Below are 17,351 nucleotides of genomic sequence, written 5' to 3'. Positions count from 1 at the left end.
CTACTCTTTATTATATTACTTTCACAAAAGTTACACAATTAAACGTCCGCTGGGCAATAGCCTTTCTTCCGGGAACTTTTGCGTCTCTGGGGATACGCCCTGCCTTCCTCCTCAATTGCACATACAATGCTAGAAATACGGCATATGTACTGTGCCCATCGAGGCTAAAGCCATTCCCGTCCTACGATCAAACTGCAAATTGTGCAGCTCATCGCACAAAACGCCATATTTCTCTATTATACCACTGAAATCGTCTCTTGTCCTTTGATTTCTCCGTGTCTTTCCCTCTTTGGAAATGAACAAAACATGAAAGGACTGATGGATCTTGGGTATCCAACGCGTCTCCAGCAAATGGGCCAAAACAGCTGTGTTACAACGCAGTCGCATGGTGAATGAATATATTCCAGTGACCCGAAAATATAGCCGTCAAACTTTGGAACGAATGACTGAATTATTCGAGTCCAACTATATCAAACCGGACCGTGGTACTTACGGTAATGGGGTCATGCGGGTGAAAACAACCCGTTTATACGAACCAGTTGTTAATTCCGACGATTACGCCACAGAAGCAGATGTTCCTGAAGAAACCAATGATCGGAACCCACCTACGGATGAACTCGAAGCAAGTGCTGTTACCTCCAGAGCTACCCAGCTCATAACAACATATCATCTCCAATACGGTACAGAGGAGAGATCCTTTCATTCCCTGGATGAACTCGAACGAGCACTGAATGATCGCATTCAGGAACGGGGTTATATCATTCAACAGGGAATCTCGCTGATGAAGCATGGAGATTTGCCTTTTGACTTGCGTGTGTTGACTCAAAAAAATCTGCAACATAACTGGGAAACAACAGGTATTCTGGGACGTGTTGCTGCACCGGGCAAAATTATCACGAACATCCATGGTGGTGGACAATTGGCCACGTTTGAAGAACTCGTACAGCCCCATCTTCAACAGGATAGATTCAAAAAACTCCGCAATGAGCTATACCGTCTAGGTATCCATACCGCTGTACAATTGCAGACATCATTTCCAAGGCTCAAAGAGATTGGTATTGATATTGCACTAGACGAAGAAGGACGTCCCTGGATTCTTGAAGTCAACACATTGCCGGGCATTTATGCTTTTGGTTTACTCCCGGACAAGGGGGCATACCGGAAGATCAAACGCTATGCAATTGCGTACGGCCGTTTGCCCGCCAAAAAGAGTAAGACTTCTCGTCCATCCCCCAAAGCACAGGCCTCGTCTGCCAAAAAACGTGTACGTCGCTAACCACGGGTTACGGAAGTCCTCTGCCTCCTATTCCGTGATTCAAATAATATAAAAAGGCGCCCTCACAGGCGCCTCTTCGAATATCGTTAAATGTCGAGGTTTTTCACGTATTTCGCATTTTCCTGGATAAAGTCACGACGCGGTTCAACGTTATCCCCCATCAGGGTATCAAACATTGCATCAGCAAGTATGGCATCATTGATCGATACTTGCATCATAGTCCGGCTCTCCGGATCCATCGTCGTTTCCCACAATTGTCCGGCATTCATCTCGCCAAGACCTTTGTAACGCTGAACGTTAAATTTCGCATTTTCTCCGAACGTGGCAATAATTTCATCGCGCTCTTGCTCGGAACCGGCATAACGAATCACTTTGTTACGCTCAATCTTGAACAATGGCGGTTGTGCAATATATACGTAACCTGCCTCAATGATTTTACGCATGTACCGATACAGGAATGTCAGCAACAGTGTTCGGATATGAGCACCATCGACATCGGCATCCGTCATCAAAATGATTTTGTGATATCGGGCTTTGGCAATATCGAAGTCATCACCAATACCTGTACCCATCGCCGTAATAATAGCCCTGATCTCCGCATTACCCAAGATACGGTCGAGACGAGCTTTTTCCACGTTCAGAATCTTACCACGCAGCGGCAAAATCGCTTGGAAATGACGATCACGTCCTTGCTTCGCTGATCCGCCGGCAGAGTCACCTTCGACGATGTACAATTCGCTGATTGAAGCATCCTTGGACGAACAGTCTGCCAATTTACCCGGAAGTGAGCTTACTTCGAGTGCACCTTTACGACGTGTCAGCTCCCGGGCTTTACGGGCTGCTTCACGCGCACGGGCTGCTTGCAGTCCTTTTTCCAAAATGCGGCGGGATACGGAAGGATTCTCTTCCAGGAACTCCTGCAGTTTCTCGGCAAACAAGGATTCGACAATCCCACGAACTTCGCTGTTACCCAGCTTGGTCTTTGTCTGTCCTTCAAATTGCGGTTCCGGAATCTTGACCGAAATAATAGCGGTCAAGCCTTCACGCACATCGTCCCCAGAAAGGTTACCCGTACTGTCCTTGATTACCCCCGCTTTACGGGCGTAGTCATTGATAATCCGTGTAAGGGCACTCTTGAAACCTGATTCATGGGTTCCGCCCTCATGCGTGTTGATATTGTTCGCGAAGGAATAGATATTCTCGGTGTAGTTGTCATTGTATTGCAGGGCAACTTCCACCTGGATATTATCTCTGGAACCTTCAACGTAAATTGGAGTTTCATGCAGTACTTCTCGCTTCTGGTTGAGGAAGGAGACGTATTCGATAATGCCACCTTCGTACAGGAACGAGTTGGTTGCACCTGTACGCTCATCCGTCAGTGTAAGACCAATTCCCTTGTTCAGGAATGCCAGCTCACGAATACGGGCAAGCAAGATGTCATAATCATAAACTCTCGTTTCCGTGAAAATTTCAGGGTCTGGGTGGAATCTAACCGTTGTTCCCGTTTCTTCCGTTGTTCCAATTACTTTCAGGTCATATTGTGGAGCTCCACGACGGTACTCCTGTTGATAGACATGCCCGTCAACCTTAACTGTGACAACAACTTTTTCAGATAGTGCATTAACTACGGATACACCTACACCGTGCAAACCACCGGATACTTTGTACCCGCCGCCACCAAATTTACCTCCTGCATGGAGGACGGTCATAACGACCTCAAGCGCAGGACGTTTCATTTTGGCATGTTCACCGACAGGAATCCCACGTCCGTTATCGACAACAGTGACACTGTTGTCTTCATGGATAGTAACCTCGATATGGTCACAGTAACCTGCGAGCGCTTCATCGATACTGTTGTCCACTACTTCCCAGACCAGATGATGCAGACCTTTGGAACTGGTGGAACCGATATACATCCCCGGACGTTTCCGTACGGCTTCCAGTCCTTCAAGAACCTGAATTTCATCTGCACCATATGACGGTTGATTCATAGACATGCTTTCACCTACTTCTATAGATTCAATATCGTAAATATGCGTTAACTAATAATGTTTGCTGAAATAGGCAACGTCCTTCATTTCAGCGCCAGTTGTCCACATAAAGACAAGCAGCAAAATACACACCTTTATGCCAATGAACTACTAGAGATCAGGAAAAATGTGAGCCCTCTTCTTCAGCGTGGCTGAGGAAATTGGCGAGTAGTACACAATGTTTTTGGTCACCACAATGGACTTGGCTTCCTCCTCACCGATGTGTTCCACGGTTTTTTCCTGCTCGGCATGCGTGACATATTGCTTGGAGATCTTTGAGGATTTTTCAATTGATATATCAAAAATAGCGACCAATTCGGAAGAACGGATGATCTTCTCACCGCCCAGATGAATGTACATAAGCCCTCACTCCTTAGCGTTCAACCTGTCCGGCATGAACGTGATAAATACTGGCATCTTTGAGCTTGTCAACGTTGAGGCTCTCGATCCCCGTAGCTGTAATAAAGGTTTGCACCTTGCTCTGGAACGTTTCGATCAGCTGCGTCTGGCGAAAAGGGTCCAGCTCTGACAGAACATCATCCAGCAGCAGGACCGGATATTCTCCGATTTCTTCGTGAATCAGTTCGATTTCCGCAAGTTTAAGGGACAACGCCGTTGTGCGCTGCTGCCCCTGCGAGCCATATGTTTGTACTTCCCGATCGTTAATGAAAAAGGACAGGTCATCCCGATGCGGCCCACTAAGGGTTGTGCCTCGGCGAATCTCCTGCTCTTTCATTTGTGATAATTTTATCATAAATTGGTCCATTAAGACAGCTTCATCTTCCTCAGCGGCTTCGCTGAAGGACGGAAGGTAGGCTAGGCGCAAGACTTCCCCGCCTCCGGTGATCCCCTGATGAATCGTTTCTGCCCACTTTTGCAGTTTCTTTATGAATTGTTTCCTTTTTTTGACGATCTTAACACCATGCTCAACCAGTTGTTCGTTCCATACCTCAAGCATGGTCTGGGCTGATGCCCCTTGTCCCCAAAGCTGCTTAAGCAAATTGTTCCGTTGGACGAGCACTTTTTGGTATTGCTGCAGGTGATACAGGTAACCTGGTGCAACCTGTCCGATCTCCATGTCAAGAAACCGGCGGCGGACCCCCGGTGTGCCTTTTACAATCTCCAGATCCTCCGGAGCAAACATCACGACATTGAGCGCTCCGACAAAATCACTTAACTTGCGCTGCTCCAGGCCGTTAATCTTTGCTTTTTTGCCTTGTTGCGACAAAGATAGCTCAAGCTTGACCGATCCGTACTTTTTGTCGACCTCTGCTGCAAGTCTGGCACGTTCCTCACCGAAACGAATCAGCTCCTTGTCTCGGGATGTGCGGTGGCTCTTGGTGAGTGCAAGTACAAAAATCGCCTCTGCAAGATTGGTCTTGCCTTGGGCATTTTGCCCGATCAACAAGTTTACCGGACCAAAAGAGTCCAGTCTCAGATGTTCATAATTGCGGAAATTCTGCAGATCAATGCTGTTCACAAACACGCGGTAACCTCCCTTTTATCCCGTCCGTCAGGAGGCAGCAGGATCGAACTGGTCTTCTTATTCTGCAGCAACTTCGAATGTGCCTTCTCCGTCCACTTCAACGATATCCCCAGGGTATAACTTACGTCCCCGGCGTTCTTCAGGCTCTTTATTCACACGTACAAGTCCTTCTTGAAGCAGAGCTTTGGCCATACCTCCAGTTGGGATGCAATCAGCCAGTTTCAAAAATTGATCAAGCTTAATATATTCCGTTCGAATCGTAACTTGGTTCACTGTGATCTTCCTTTCGTTAGTTGGTCGTCCGGTATGGCAATATCACATAAAGGCTATGACTGTCATCCAGCGGTTTCAAGATGATTGGACTCATGACTCCTGTAAAAGCGATCATCAGCTGCTCACTTTCAACGACTTTCAGCACATCCAGCATGTATTTGGAGTTGAACGAGATTTTTAACGGATCTCCTGTAAACTCGGCAGGTTCGATTTCTTCTCTTACTTTACCTAGCTCGGAAGAGCTTGAAGAAATTTCAACGGATCCTGAATCCATCGTTTGCATACGCACGATGTTTGTTTTCTCTTCACGCGACAGCAAATAAGCCCGGTCGATGGATTCACTTAATTTTTTTGTATCTAAAACAAGTTCTGTTTTGTATGACGTTGGAATAATTCTAGAAGTATCGGGATATGTTCCGTCCAGAATACGGGAGTAGAACAATACACGATCGATTTTGAACAGAACCTGATTGTCTGCAACAACGATATCCACAAGCGTATTTTGATCCGGAACAATTTTGCTGAGCTCGTTCAGCGTTTTACCGGAAATAACCACGTTGTTGAAGCGGATACCTTCTGCATTATCCAGCATTGCTGAACGAGTAGCAAGACGGTGGCGGTCTGTTGCCACAAATTTCAATTCGTTGTCACCCAAACTCCAGAGTACACCTGTCAGGATTGGAGTTGTCTCATGTGTGGAAATGGAGAAGACGGTTTGTTTGATCATATTTTTCAGTAAATCTCCTGGAATGGAGACCGTTTGGTTTTCTTCGATGCTTGGCAGTACTGGGAATTCTTCCGGATCAAGACCTACCAGTTGAATCTCGGTAGCACCTGCGGAGATAAAGGTGTTGAAGTTTTCTTTGACTTCCATGTGCACTTCTTGGGATGGCAGCTTCTTGATGATCTCCACGAAAAACTTGGCTGGCAGAACTACACTGCCCGGTTGATCTACCTGAACTACGCTTTTATCTCCATCTTCAAGCGGGATGAAGGATTGAATGGATATATCGGTGTCGCTTGCTGTCAACGTTACACCTTGATGATTCACGTCGAATTTGATACCGCTCAGAATCGGAATCGTTGTACGGCTCGAGATCGCTTTGGATACTTGCTGTATGGAATCGTTTAAGTAGTTTTTCATTATGCTGATTTTCATGGTTTCACTCCTAGCTGATTTTTTGGGTGTTGGGGTGTTCAAAGGTGTTTTTCAAAGGCCGAAGGCTAAGCTCCGAAATGGCTATTTTGGAGATGATATCTTTAAGATCTTTTTAGTAATAATAGTAATAGGGGCACTGAATATGTGGATAAGTGGGTATAAACCCGTACACCCAAGCCTATCCACATGTGTATACGTTGTGCATAGGCTTGGGACTTGTTCAGGTTGGATTCTTAATTTTTTCGGTTAAGTTGTTGATAACTTTATAGAGATCCTGATCGTTTTTAATCGCTTGGGAGATTTTTTCGTGAGCATGTATGACAGTGGTGTGATCTCGTCCTCCGAATGCTTCCCCGATTTTGGGCAGAGAAAAGTCTGTCAGTTCACGAGAGAGATACATGGCAATCTGTCTTGGGAAAGCAACTGCCTTGGTCCGTTTCCGTGCTTTGAAATCTTCAAGCTTAAGGCTATAGTACTCGCCGACCTTTTGTTGGATGTCATGAATAGTGATCATTTTGGGACGACTGGAAGGAATAATATCCTTCAGTGCTTCAGCTGCCAGATGAGTGGTTACATCTTGATTAGTCAGTGAAGAATAAGCAACGACCCGAATCAGGGCGCCTTCCAGTTCACGGATGTTGGTGTCAATCTGGTTGGCAATGTACATCATCGCTTCATTCGGAATATCCAAGTTTTCCGCACGTGCCTTTTTCCGCAAGATTGCGATCCTTGTCTCCAAATCTGGAGGCTGGATATCCGTAATTAACCCCCATTCAAATCGAGAACGAAGTCGTTCTTCCAGTGTCGGAATTTCCTTTGGTGGTCTGTCGCTGGAGATGATGATCTGCTTCCGTTCCTCATGCAGCGCATTAAACGTATGGAAAAATTCCTCTTGTGTTGATTCTTTTCCCGCCAAGAACTGAATATCATCAATGAGCAAAATGTCGACGCTCCGGTATTTGTTACGGAAGCTCTCCCCGCGGTTGTCACGGATCGAGTTAATGAATTCGTTCGTGAATTTCTCAGACGACAAATAAACGACTTTGCTGCCCGGATCATGCTCCAGAACGTAATGTCCGATCGCATGCATCAAGTGAGTTTTACCCAGACCTACCCCTCCATACAGAAAGAGAGGGTTATAAGCTTTGGCGGGCGCTTCAGCGACCGCCAGCGATGCGGCATGGGCAAAACGGTTGCCCGGCCCGATGACAAATGTATCGAACGTATATTTCGGATTCAGCATGCTGAGTACCGCTTCTTCCTGTACAACTGTAGGCGTTGGTGCCGGCAGTTGCGGGTCCGGTTCAGCAGGCTTGTTCTCTTCAATGACAAATTTCACATCGACTTGTTTGCCAAGCAGTTCGTATACCGTCGATCCAACCAATTTGGTGTAACGGCTCTCCAGCCATTCGACGGCAAACGTAGTTGGTGCGGAAATGACGATGGAGCGGTCATTCAGTTTAGTAGCCTTGGTTGCTTTAAACCAGGTATCAAAACTGGGTTTGCTGAGTTTGTTTTGTATGATTGATAAAATTTGCTGCCATAAATCAGAAGTATGGCTGTCCACAGACTGTCACTCCTTTTACATGTTCCAAGTGTGGCTTAAGCCATGATGCAGTGTCGAAATACGAGATATATTGTTGAATTTATCCCCAAACCCCCGCAGGTCGAAAACAAAAAAAGTATGAACAACGGAAAATTGTTCACAACTTTATCCACAGGCTGTTGATAATATTATGGGTCAGATCACATATTCACATCCAAAAGTAATACAATCATAGCAAAAGAAACCCCGCATTTCAACGTATCGCGTGATTTTATCCACAAATTCAATAACTTGTGTATAATTTTTAGTCACAACACAATATATTGTTTATAAACTGTTTAATTTTCGACAGAAAGACCCAAAAACCAAAAATGTTTTATACACAGGTTATCCGTCAAATGATGCCAAATTGTGTGTAAAAGTATTCTTTGTTTGTGAATAACCTGTCTGTGGATAACCGTGAAGTGAAAATGGAGCATGATCGAGATCGGAAAAAGAGTTACCTCTCAACCTCGTTTTTTCTTGGCAATGGGGCGATGGTGAAAGCTACGAATTCAATGTCAAGGTAGTGACGAAGAGGGCGGTAAACTCATGCAATTCATAGAACAGGAGTAGTGGTGTATTTTCTGAAAAGATGGTAATTCTGTAATCGGCGATGTAGAAGAATTATGGACCAAGAGGACTTCATTTTGAGACATCTGGAATGTGAGTTATCCGGAATGAAGAGGTAGGTGGATGCTCAAATATGGAGATAGAATGCTATGAATGTATCATATGATTCCGAAGGATAGATTATACGTGTATAGCAAAAGAGGTTGTCCGCCAAAACCGATTACTGGTTTTGGCGGACAACCTCTTTTATTGTGAAGAGTCGATGTATGGAGGAATGACTTAGAGACGGGGGAGGGACATCTTACGCTGGAATTCAGCGATATCTGCGTATTCCTCTTCCAGTTTGCGAGAGATCCGAATAAAGATGGGCAGCAGCTCTCGGTAGATGGCAGCATTCTCTTTGACAGGGGTGTGTCGATGCGTTGTACCCACCATGGAAGAAACGGCATGAAGCGAATCGACCCGTCCTGTAGCGTACAAACCAAGTACGACAGCACCCAGACAGGAACTTTCGAAACTCTCGGGAACAACGACTTCCTGATTGAAGATATCAGACATCATCTGGCGCCAGAGCGGAGAGCGTGCAAACCCACCAGTGGCTTGAATGGAGGTAGGCTGCCCAATCTGTTCTTCCATGGCGAGCAGTACTGTGTATAGGTTGAAAATAACCCCTTCCAGGACAGCACGGATCATATGCTCTTTCTGATGATGGAGTGTTAAGCCAAAAAAGGAACCACGGGCATCCGGATTCCACAACGGGGCACGTTCGCCCGAGAGGTACGGATGAAACAGAAGTCCTTCCGATCCTGGCCGGACACGCTCGGCAATTTTGGTCAGCACATCATAGGAATTGATGCCAAGTCGCTTCGCTGTCTCCACTTCAGACGCGGCGAATTCATCCCGCACCCAGCGAAACAGCATGCCACCGTTATTCACAGGCCCACCAATAACCCAAAGATTCTCTGTAAGGGCGTAACAGAACGTTCGACCTTTGGGGTCGGTAACTGGACGGTTCACGACTGTACGAATGGCACCGCTGGTTCCGATGGTTGCTGCGACAACACCAGGTTCAATGGCGTTAACGCCGAGATTGGATAAAACCCCGTCACTTGCGCCAATAACAAAGGGCGTGGAGGGGGAGAGAGCCATTTTTTCAGCCGATTCGTGATTCATTCCTTCTAATATATGTGTTGTGGGCACGAGCTTCGAGAGATGGTCTGGTGTAATGCCTGCAATCTCAAGGGCTTCCGCATCCCAGTCCAGTTGTTCCAGATTGAGCAAGCCTGTGCAGGAAGCGATGGAATGGTCGACGACATATTGTCCGAATAGACGGAAGAATAGATATTCTTTAATAGAAATAAATTTGGCTGTGCGCTCGAAAAGTTCAGGTTCATCGTGGCGCAGCCACATTAATTTGGTCAGCGGTGACATGGGATGGATGGGCGTACCTGTGCGCAGATAGATGCGATGCCCCAATCCATTCTCTTGCAGCTGGGCAGACCATGCTGCACTTCGATTATCCGCCCAGGTGATGCATCGGGTTAAGGGGGTGTTATCCTGTCCCATGGCAATGACACTATGCATAGCTGAGCTGCAGGATACAAACAGGATCTGCTCGGCAGCAACACCGCTCTGATCCATGACTCCACGGACAGAGCGGAGGGCCGCTTGTACAATCTCTTCAGGGTCCTGTTCGGCAACATCGGGTGCAGGGGTATACAAAGGATATTCCTGCGTTGAGGTACTGATGACGGAGCCTTGCTCGGTAAATAACACGGATTTGGTACTGGTTGTACCAATATCGATCCCAATCATATAGTTGTTCATGTATTTAATCCTTCTTTCTCCAGAAAGCGATGAGATTTAAATTTCTTTCTACTATAGAGACCCCATTTATACCACTGTACTCAGGAGCAAAATAAAGATCAGTCCAACCACGGATAATAGTGTTTCCATAACGGTCCACGTTTTCAATGTCTGGGAAACGCTCATATTAAAGAATTCTTTGATCATCCAGAATCCCGCATCATTCACATGGGACAAGATGAGTGACCCTGCACCTGTAGCGAGTACAACCAGCTCAATATTGACACCTGGGGTGAGTGCAAGCACTGGAGCGACAATACCAGCAGCAGTTGTCATGGCTACGGTTGCTGAACCGGTAGCTACACGAATGAGCGCAGCGACAAGCCAGGCAAACAGGATGATGTTGATGTTAGCATGGGTAGCGACATCAGCAATGGCGCTGCCTACACCACTATTGATCAATACCTGTTTGAAGGCACCGCCTCCACCAATAATGAGAATGATGGTCGCCGTAGGTGCCAGACATTCACTGGTGAAGCGAGAGATATCATGTTTGTTGAATCCACGTGCAAAGCCGAGTGAAAAGAGGGCAAATACAACTGAAATGAGCAGAGCAATGATCTCATGACCGATAAATTCACTGAAAACAGTGAAGCCGCTCGTGGCGTTTGGGTCAATGATGCTTGCTATGGAACCAATCAGCATCAAAATAACCGGCAGCAATATGGTAAACAGGGTAATACCAAACCCAGGCATGTTGCTGTTTGTTTTGGTTGCGAATTGTTCAGCCAGTTCAGCTGGCGGTTCGGTGTGTATTCTTTTTCCAATAAATTTACCAAACAAAGGACCTGCAATAATCGCTGTAGGAATACCAACAATTAGAGAGTACAAAATGGTTTTACCCAGATCCGCGCTGTAGGCTTCAATCGCTATCATTGGCGCTGGGTGGGGTGGAACCAGACCGTGTACAGTCGACAGACCGGCCAAAATGGGAATACCGATCTGCAGGAGAGACATATTGGTTTTACGTGCAACGGTGAAAATGATGGGAATCATCAAAATTACGCCGACTTCGAAGAAAACGGGAATACCAACGATAAATCCAACAATCATCATGGCCCAGTGTACACGTTTCACACCGAACCGATCGACCAAGGTAGTTGCAATGCGCTCGGCACCGCCAGATTCGGCCATCATCTTACCAAGCATCGTACCGAGAGCAATAACAATTGCAATGGTTCCAAGTGTGCCGCCAAGTCCCCCGGTAATGGAAGAGATCACATCGGCAGGTTTCATGCCTGTAAGCAAACCGAGCATTAATGCGGACAACAGCAGGGTAATGAAGGGATTCCATTTATACTTGGAAATCAAGACGATCAGAAAAACGATCGCAATTAACGTCCAAACCAATAATGTTGCATTGTGGGATAGTCCAAAAAGAGTGCTCATGATGTTATGTTCTCCTTTATTTCTGATATAGAACGCTTACAAGTGAAATTTACGTCAACAATTGATTCGTGCCGGTACTGGAAAAAAGGTATTGGCAAGAAATCTAGTTTTATCATGCCCAAAGTGAAACAAAATCGCATTTTGTATACTTGTCGACAAGTTAAGCCGCAATCACTCACAGCGGATATGATTGCAAACGCCTTGCTCTTTTTAGGAATCAAAGCTTTCGTGCAGGGTTTTACCGGAATCCTGGAAGTATGTGCGGACTCCAGCCTGGATGAGCATTTTGTCACCGGATTCAAGTGCTTCAACGAGCAAACGGTGTTTCTCAATTACAGCGCTTACTTTCTGCTCGCCTTGAACAAATACTCTGCGCGTCGTGAGCAGCATAACGGTCATCACAACGTATCGAATACTCTTCCATAGATGTGAAATACGGGAATGCTGGGCGGCTTCAATAATCGTTTCGTGGAAAACGAGGTCCTGGTAGGCGAATTCGACAGCGTCCTGATGTCGTCCAGCGAGTTGCATTTTGTCGATTACGTTACGCAACTGGGTGATTAATGACGCTGGAACATCACCTGCGAGTCGCTGCTGCACAAAACTTTCAATCAGGAAACGGACATCATACAATTCTTCGACATCCTTGATTCGTAGTCCAATGACAACGACACCCATCCGTTCAAGCCGAATAAGGCCTTCATTGGACAATGTTCGTAACGCTTCACGAACAGGTGAACGACTGCTGTCAAAATCAGCCGCAATTCGATTTTCCGACAAAATCTCTCCAGGTCGAAGGGTACCACTGATGATCCGTAACCTTAATTCGCAGGCAATGGCTTCACCACGGGAAGCCCCTTGAAGCCAGGAAGAAGGAAATAGCATATGGCTAACGCTCCTATTAATAATAATCAGTTCATTACTGATCATAACATAACTATTTTGCGGACTGGACATTTCAGTTCAATCCATAGTTTGCAGCTACAAGCTAACGGCTAATGTTTTTTTCAAAGGACTACTAAAGGCAGGTAAGTAATCAGCTCCATCCATATACTTGTATACAAGATGTGATTTTTATCCTACACCTTTCTTAAAAGCTTGTAAACCATAATTGAAGCGGATACAACATTATTGGAATTCGACAATATCAATAGCCTATAATCATTATCCACATGTGAATAACTTCAAACAGAATGGAATAAAGGAGATAGTGGGTATTGGAGGGTGTGGATAACTATAAATGCTGAAATATGCTGATCTGATCAAGGTCTGGGGATAACTTTCAGGACTCTCTTCGTGGCTTGGTAATGGGATTCAAGTGAACGGACTGTGGTCATTACTTTGGGAGAGCTGGAGAGGATATATAAAAGAGGGAGAAGCTGTGCGTCTTGCAGTTGACTTTTGCAGGTGGACATGGTTAAATATATAAAGGTGTTTTCTGTGAAGATGAAAGTGATTCATCACATAAGTATTTCCTTGTGAGGAGGTGCAATACATTGAGACCTACATTCAAACCGAACGTTAGCAAACGTAAAAAAGTTCATGGTTTCCGGAAAAGAATGAGCACGAGCAACGGCCGTAAAATTTTGGCCGCACGTCGCCTTAAAGGCCGTAAAAACCTGAGTGCTTAATGCATTGAAGACCACCGAGGTGGTCTTTTTTTTCTTAATGAGCTCAATTTAGACTGGATGCTGGTACAGATCAGGTCTGAAAGGTCTGCGAAAAAGTGCTGAACACACACGATGTATGTGGAGTGAGTTTTCCATTTTACGAAAACTTACCTTTATATAAGGATGAATGTTGGTTCGTTTCCTTTGGCCGATTAGCAATTATCCCGGATGAATGTTTATGCGGTTCAATTAGTCGATCAACAATCAGTCCAAATGAAGTTGTCGCCAAGACGGTTTACCGTCATTCAAGAAAGCCTATACTAAATCAGTAATGAGGCCTCCGTCAATAACAATGATGGAGAACAGCAAGGAGAAGCGCCGTGTATAAAAGACTGCGTCTACGAAACCGGGCGGACTTTAGCCGCGTATACCGGTATGGAAAATCGTTTGCCAATCATCAATTCGTGGTGTATGGCTGCCGCCGTAAAGATACGGAACAATTCCGGGTTGGTGTATCCTGCAGCAAGAAAATCGGAAACGCTGTCGTACGCAACCGGATGAGACGCATGATTAAGGAAATTGTTCGTCATCATGAACATGAGATCGTTACGCAGATGGATCTGATTTTTATCGTCAGAAAAGGTGCGCTGGACATGCCCTATAAGGAAATGGAAAAAAGCCTGCTCCATGCGATGCGCAAGGGCTCACTTTTGAAGTCAAGTAAGCGGTAAGCTTCGGTTTATTTGTCCTCCTAATTATGGTATGATTTACGGTGGAATGGAATGGTTAAGAGAGGGGTTATGAAGTGTCGCGATTGAAGACATCAAAGGGGAAGTGGATTCTCCTCATTGCAGTCATTGCAATGGTCACCGTACTCGCCGGATGTACTCCACAAGGAGCCGGGGTTACTACGGAAGATCTGAAGAACAGTGGCTCATTCTGGCAAAGTAATGTTGTATATTGGTTTTCACTAGCGCTCGATACATTCGCCAACTGGTTTAACGGTGAATATGGACTGGCTGTCCTCGTAATGGTGCTTATTGTTCGGACATTGATTTTACCATTAACAATGAAACAGGTCCGTAGCTCCAAAGCCATGCAGGCAATTCAGCCGCAACTGAAGGAGATTCAAGCGAAGTATAAAGATACACCTGAGAAAGTTCAGCAAGAAACAATGAAGTTGTTTCAAGAGAACAAAGTTAATCCGATGGCCGGTTGTCTGCCGCTTATCATTCAGATGCCGATTTACATCGCACTTTATAACTCAATTTATGGAAACTCCAGTCTGAGAACCCATGATTTCTTGTGGCTCCAGCTCGGAGAACCGGATCACCTGTTTATTTTGCCAGTGCTGGCTGCGATCACAACATTCATTCAAACATGGATGATGATGCGTATGAACCCTGCACAGCAAGTGGGACCGATGCAGTTCATGCTGTGGGTATACCCAATTTTGATCTTCGTGATGTCTTACCAGTTCCCTTCAGCACTTCCGCTGTACTGGTTCTACAGTAACATCTACACGATCGTGCAAAACTATTTCCTTTACCGGAATAATGATAAAATCGTGGCTGAGGTCAACGTGAAGCAGAATAGCTCTTCCAAAAATGGAGCTAAACGCAAAAACGGTGGCAAAGCGACCGTCTCTGGAAAAGGGTCGAAAGGGGCCAAAAAATCGAAATGACCAAAGTCATTACGTCAGGAAAAACCGTTGAAGATGCTGTAAACCAAGGATTGACTGAGCTTGGCGTAAGTCGGGACAAGGTCGAGATACAAGTGTTAGAGCAGCCGTCAAAAGGATTCCTGGGTTTGTTCGGGGTGAGGGCGGCCAAAGTAGAAGTGAAATTGTTGCCTGTACCTGAAGTTGTCCCACAGCCGATCAAGCCAGCTGCATACCAACCTGAAGTAGATGCATTACTTGAGGATATCGCAGCTAAAAATCCCTATGAAGAAGCGGCTGCTTTCTTGAAAGAGGTCGCAGCAGGTATGGGACTGGATGTTGAAGTGCATATCAAAAAACAGCGGGATGGACATATCTTCAATATTGCCGGCGAAGATCTGGGCATGATTATTGGCAGACGTGGACAGACGTTGGATGCGCTTCAGTATCTAACGAACATTGTAGCGAACCGATACTCGGAAAGCTTTGTTCGAATTGTGCTCGACGCGGAGAATTTCCGTCAACGTCGGCGGAAGACGCTGGAGGATCTGGCTGAACGGTTGGCTGGACAAGCCATCCGTACCGGCAAGGAAGTTGTACTGGAGCCAATGCCTCCGCTCGAACGAAAAGTCATTCATGCTAAACTGCAAAACCACCCGCAGATTAAGACATTAAGTAAGGGTGAGGAGCCTAATCGGCGTGTGGTTATTACGACGAAATAACACGAAATTGAAGACGCAATGGCTTCCTGCCCGGTGCAGAAGCCATTGCTTTTTTCGTACAGAAGCAATTTGGTAAGGTGTGTAGAAACAAGCAAAGAGTGAACTTAATACGATAAGTGACATGTCATATGTTATATCATTAATAGATTTGAAAATGGATATGGCGTTCCCCGAGGGACGGCAATTTTAAAATAGAGCAAGGAGAGATAACCATGATCAGTGATACGATCACAGCGATATCAACGGCTGTCGGAGAGGCGGGTATCGCCGTGATCCGGGTCAGCGGCCCGGAAGCAGTGTCGGAGACGGAAAAGATTTTCCGCAGCAAAACCCCTTTAACTCAGGCAGCATCCCATACGGTCCATTATGGTCATATTATAGATCCGGCGAGCGGCGAGAAGATCGAGGAAGTGCTGGTTACAGTCATGCGAGCACCTCGGTCGTTCACAACCGAAGATGTCGTGGAGATTAGTGCGCATGGCGGCGTGGTGTCGGTAAAACGGGTCATGGATCTGCTATTGCAGCTTGATATTCGTCTGGCTGAACCCGGTGAGTTCACGAAGCGTGCTTTCCTGAATGGGCGGATTGACCTGTCTCAGGCTGAAGGTGTCATGGATCTTATTCGTTCCAAATCGGACCGGGCTTTCTCGGTTGCATTGAAACAGGTTGAAGGTAAACTGTCCTCCAAACTGCGTGATCTACGCTATACTTTGGTGGAAACATTGGCTCATATTGAAGTGAATATTGATTATCCAGAGCATGATGTGGAATCGTTAACGTCTGATTTTATTAAAGAAAAGTCCAGTCAGGTTATGACTGAAATTGATAAATTGTTGACTACAGCAGAACAAGGAAAGATCCTGCGGGAAGGGATCACGACGGCGATCGTTGGACGACCTAACGTAGGTAAATCCTCATTGATGAATACACTTGCGCAAGATAATCGAGCTATCGTCACGGACATTCCAGGAACAACTCGTGATGTAATCGAGGAGTTTATTACGATTAATAATATCCCGCTGAAGTTGCTTGATACGGCAGGAATTCGGGAAACGATGGACGTTGTTGAGAAGATCGGGGTAGAACGTTCACGTTCCGCGGTAAGTGAAGCCGATCTAATCTTAATGGTCGTGAATGCTGCGGAGCCACTTCATCCGGATGAGATTGAATTATTGGAACAAATCCGCGGTAGACAATCGATAATCATTATGAATAAAATGGACTTAACGCCACAGGTAGAACGTGACGTGCTGCTTCGTTACATTCCGGAAGAAAGGCTTGTACCGATGTCAGTGAAAGATGATCTGGGTGTGGATCGACTGGAAGATGCCATCTCTACACTATTTTTCAGTGGTAAACTGGAGTCCGCAGACCTGACCTATGTCAGCAATGTGCGTCATATTGCGTTGCTCAAAAAAGCAAAGCAGTCCCTGGTTGATGCCTATGAAGCAGCAGATCAGTTCGTTCCGATTGATATGATTCAGATTGACGTTCGTTTGGCGTGGGAGCATTTGGGCGAGATTGTTGGAGATACAGCACATGATGCATTAATTGATCAGATTTTCTCCCAGTTCTGTCTAGGAAAGTAAAAAAAATATACTGCAGATTGACTTGAATCGTAGTGTATGATGGAAAGGTACAATTTCTGCCTGTTGTCAAAGGATGGAATGATGTTGTAGCCATTACGTGTTGGTTTCATATAGATAGGAATGCAAGTTCCGA

General features: G+C 45.7%; 15 protein-coding genes. 6 read left to right on the top strand and 9 right to left on the bottom strand.

The genetic code is table 11. From position 1 onward, the window contains the following. Positions 1–325: 325 nt before the first annotated feature. A complete protein-coding gene (locus NLBNIHML_RS17450) occupies positions 326–1,276 on the top strand; it encodes a YheC/YheD family protein (RefSeq protein WP_494352427.1) in 951 nt (316 codons plus the stop codon). An 86-nt stretch (positions 1,277–1,362) separates the two neighbouring features. Here NLBNIHML_RS17450 and gyrB read toward each other — a convergent pair whose 3' ends face one another. The 9 genes from gyrB to NLBNIHML_RS17405 all read right to left on the bottom strand — a co-directional run bounded on the left by gyrB (position 1,363) and on the right by NLBNIHML_RS17405 (position 12,522). Beyond that, the gene (gyrB, locus tag NLBNIHML_RS17445) at positions 1,363–3,273 is read right to left on the bottom strand and encodes a DNA topoisomerase (ATP-hydrolyzing) subunit B (protein WP_339238908.1); all 1,911 of its coding nucleotides are present in this window, start codon (positions 3,271–3,273) and stop codon (positions 1,363–1,365) included. Between the two features lie 144 nt (positions 3,274–3,417). After that, entirely contained in the window at positions 3,418–3,666 is a 249-nt protein-coding gene (gene remB / locus NLBNIHML_RS17440) for an extracellular matrix regulator RemB (RefSeq protein WP_017691405.1), read from the bottom strand. A 13-nt stretch (positions 3,667–3,679) separates the two neighbouring features. Next, positions 3,680–4,792 (bottom strand): DNA replication/repair protein RecF, encoded by a 1,113-nt coding sequence (gene recF / locus NLBNIHML_RS17435; protein ID WP_076216624.1) that lies wholly within the window; start codon positions 4,790–4,792, stop codon positions 3,680–3,682. Positions 4,793–4,849: 57 nt separating this feature from the next. Further along, the gene (yaaA, locus tag NLBNIHML_RS17430; protein ID WP_036611994.1) at positions 4,850–5,065 is read right to left on the bottom strand and encodes a S4 domain-containing protein YaaA; all 216 of its coding nucleotides are present in this window, start codon (positions 5,063–5,065) and stop codon (positions 4,850–4,852) included. Between the two features lie 16 nt (positions 5,066–5,081). Then, a complete protein-coding gene (gene dnaN, locus NLBNIHML_RS17425; RefSeq protein ID WP_017691408.1) occupies positions 5,082–6,224 on the bottom strand; it encodes a DNA polymerase III subunit beta in 1,143 nt (380 codons plus the stop codon). Positions 6,225–6,444: 220 nt separating this feature from the next. Then, on the bottom strand, positions 6,445–7,791 hold the full coding sequence (gene dnaA / locus NLBNIHML_RS17420) for a chromosomal replication initiator protein DnaA (protein WP_036611990.1): 1,347 nt from the start codon (positions 7,789–7,791) through the stop codon (positions 6,445–6,447). A gap of 870 nt (positions 7,792–8,661) precedes the next feature. Beyond that, positions 8,662–10,209, bottom strand: a complete 1,548-nt coding sequence (gene gntK, locus NLBNIHML_RS17415) for a gluconokinase (protein WP_494352426.1) — start codon at positions 10,207–10,209, stop codon at positions 8,662–8,664. Between the two features lie 66 nt (positions 10,210–10,275). Then, positions 10,276–11,637: a GntT/GntP/DsdX family permease gene (locus NLBNIHML_RS17410; RefSeq protein ID WP_494352425.1), complete on the bottom strand. Its 1,362-nt coding sequence runs from the start codon at positions 11,635–11,637 to the stop codon at positions 10,276–10,278. 210 nt (positions 11,638–11,847) lie between these two features. Further along, the gene (locus NLBNIHML_RS17405; protein WP_339238903.1) at positions 11,848–12,522 is read right to left on the bottom strand and encodes a GntR family transcriptional regulator; all 675 of its coding nucleotides are present in this window, start codon (positions 12,520–12,522) and stop codon (positions 11,848–11,850) included. Positions 12,523–13,133: 611 nt separating this feature from the next. On the opposite strand from NLBNIHML_RS17405, the gene rpmH reads away from it, so the two are divergent. The 5 genes from rpmH (at position 13,134) to mnmE (ending at position 17,218) form a co-directional block, all read left to right on the top strand. Continuing rightward, positions 13,134–13,268 carry a 50S ribosomal protein L34 gene (rpmH, locus tag NLBNIHML_RS17400; RefSeq protein WP_017691413.1) on the top strand — a complete coding sequence of 45 codons (135 nt, stop codon included), beginning with the start codon at positions 13,134–13,136 and terminating at the stop codon, positions 13,266–13,268. A 359-nt stretch (positions 13,269–13,627) separates the two neighbouring features. Beyond that, on the top strand, positions 13,628–13,978 hold the full coding sequence (rnpA, locus tag NLBNIHML_RS17395) for a ribonuclease P protein component (RefSeq protein WP_036611981.1): 351 nt from the start codon (positions 13,628–13,630) through the stop codon (positions 13,976–13,978). Positions 13,979–14,052: 74 nt separating this feature from the next. After that, positions 14,053–14,931 carry a YidC/Oxa1 family membrane protein insertase gene (locus tag NLBNIHML_RS17390; protein WP_124118701.1) on the top strand — a complete coding sequence of 293 codons (879 nt, stop codon included), beginning with the start codon at positions 14,053–14,055 and terminating at the stop codon, positions 14,929–14,931. Beyond that, on the top strand, positions 14,928–15,629 hold the full coding sequence (gene jag / locus NLBNIHML_RS17385; RefSeq protein ID WP_339258143.1) for an RNA-binding cell elongation regulator Jag/EloR: 702 nt from the start codon (positions 14,928–14,930) through the stop codon (positions 15,627–15,629). Before NLBNIHML_RS17390 ends, jag begins: the two co-directional genes overlap by 4 nt. 212 nt (positions 15,630–15,841) lie before the next feature. Then, positions 15,842–17,218, top strand: a complete 1,377-nt coding sequence (gene mnmE, locus NLBNIHML_RS17380) for a tRNA uridine-5-carboxymethylaminomethyl(34) synthesis GTPase MnmE (protein WP_339238901.1) — start codon at positions 15,842–15,844, stop codon at positions 17,216–17,218. The last annotated feature ends 133 nt before the right edge of the window (positions 17,219–17,351 follow it).

The sequence above is a fragment of the Paenibacillus sp. JNU01 genome, assembly GCF_059130585.1.
Note: the sequence above shows the minus strand (reverse complement) of the source record. Positions and strands in the feature narration are given on the sequence as shown.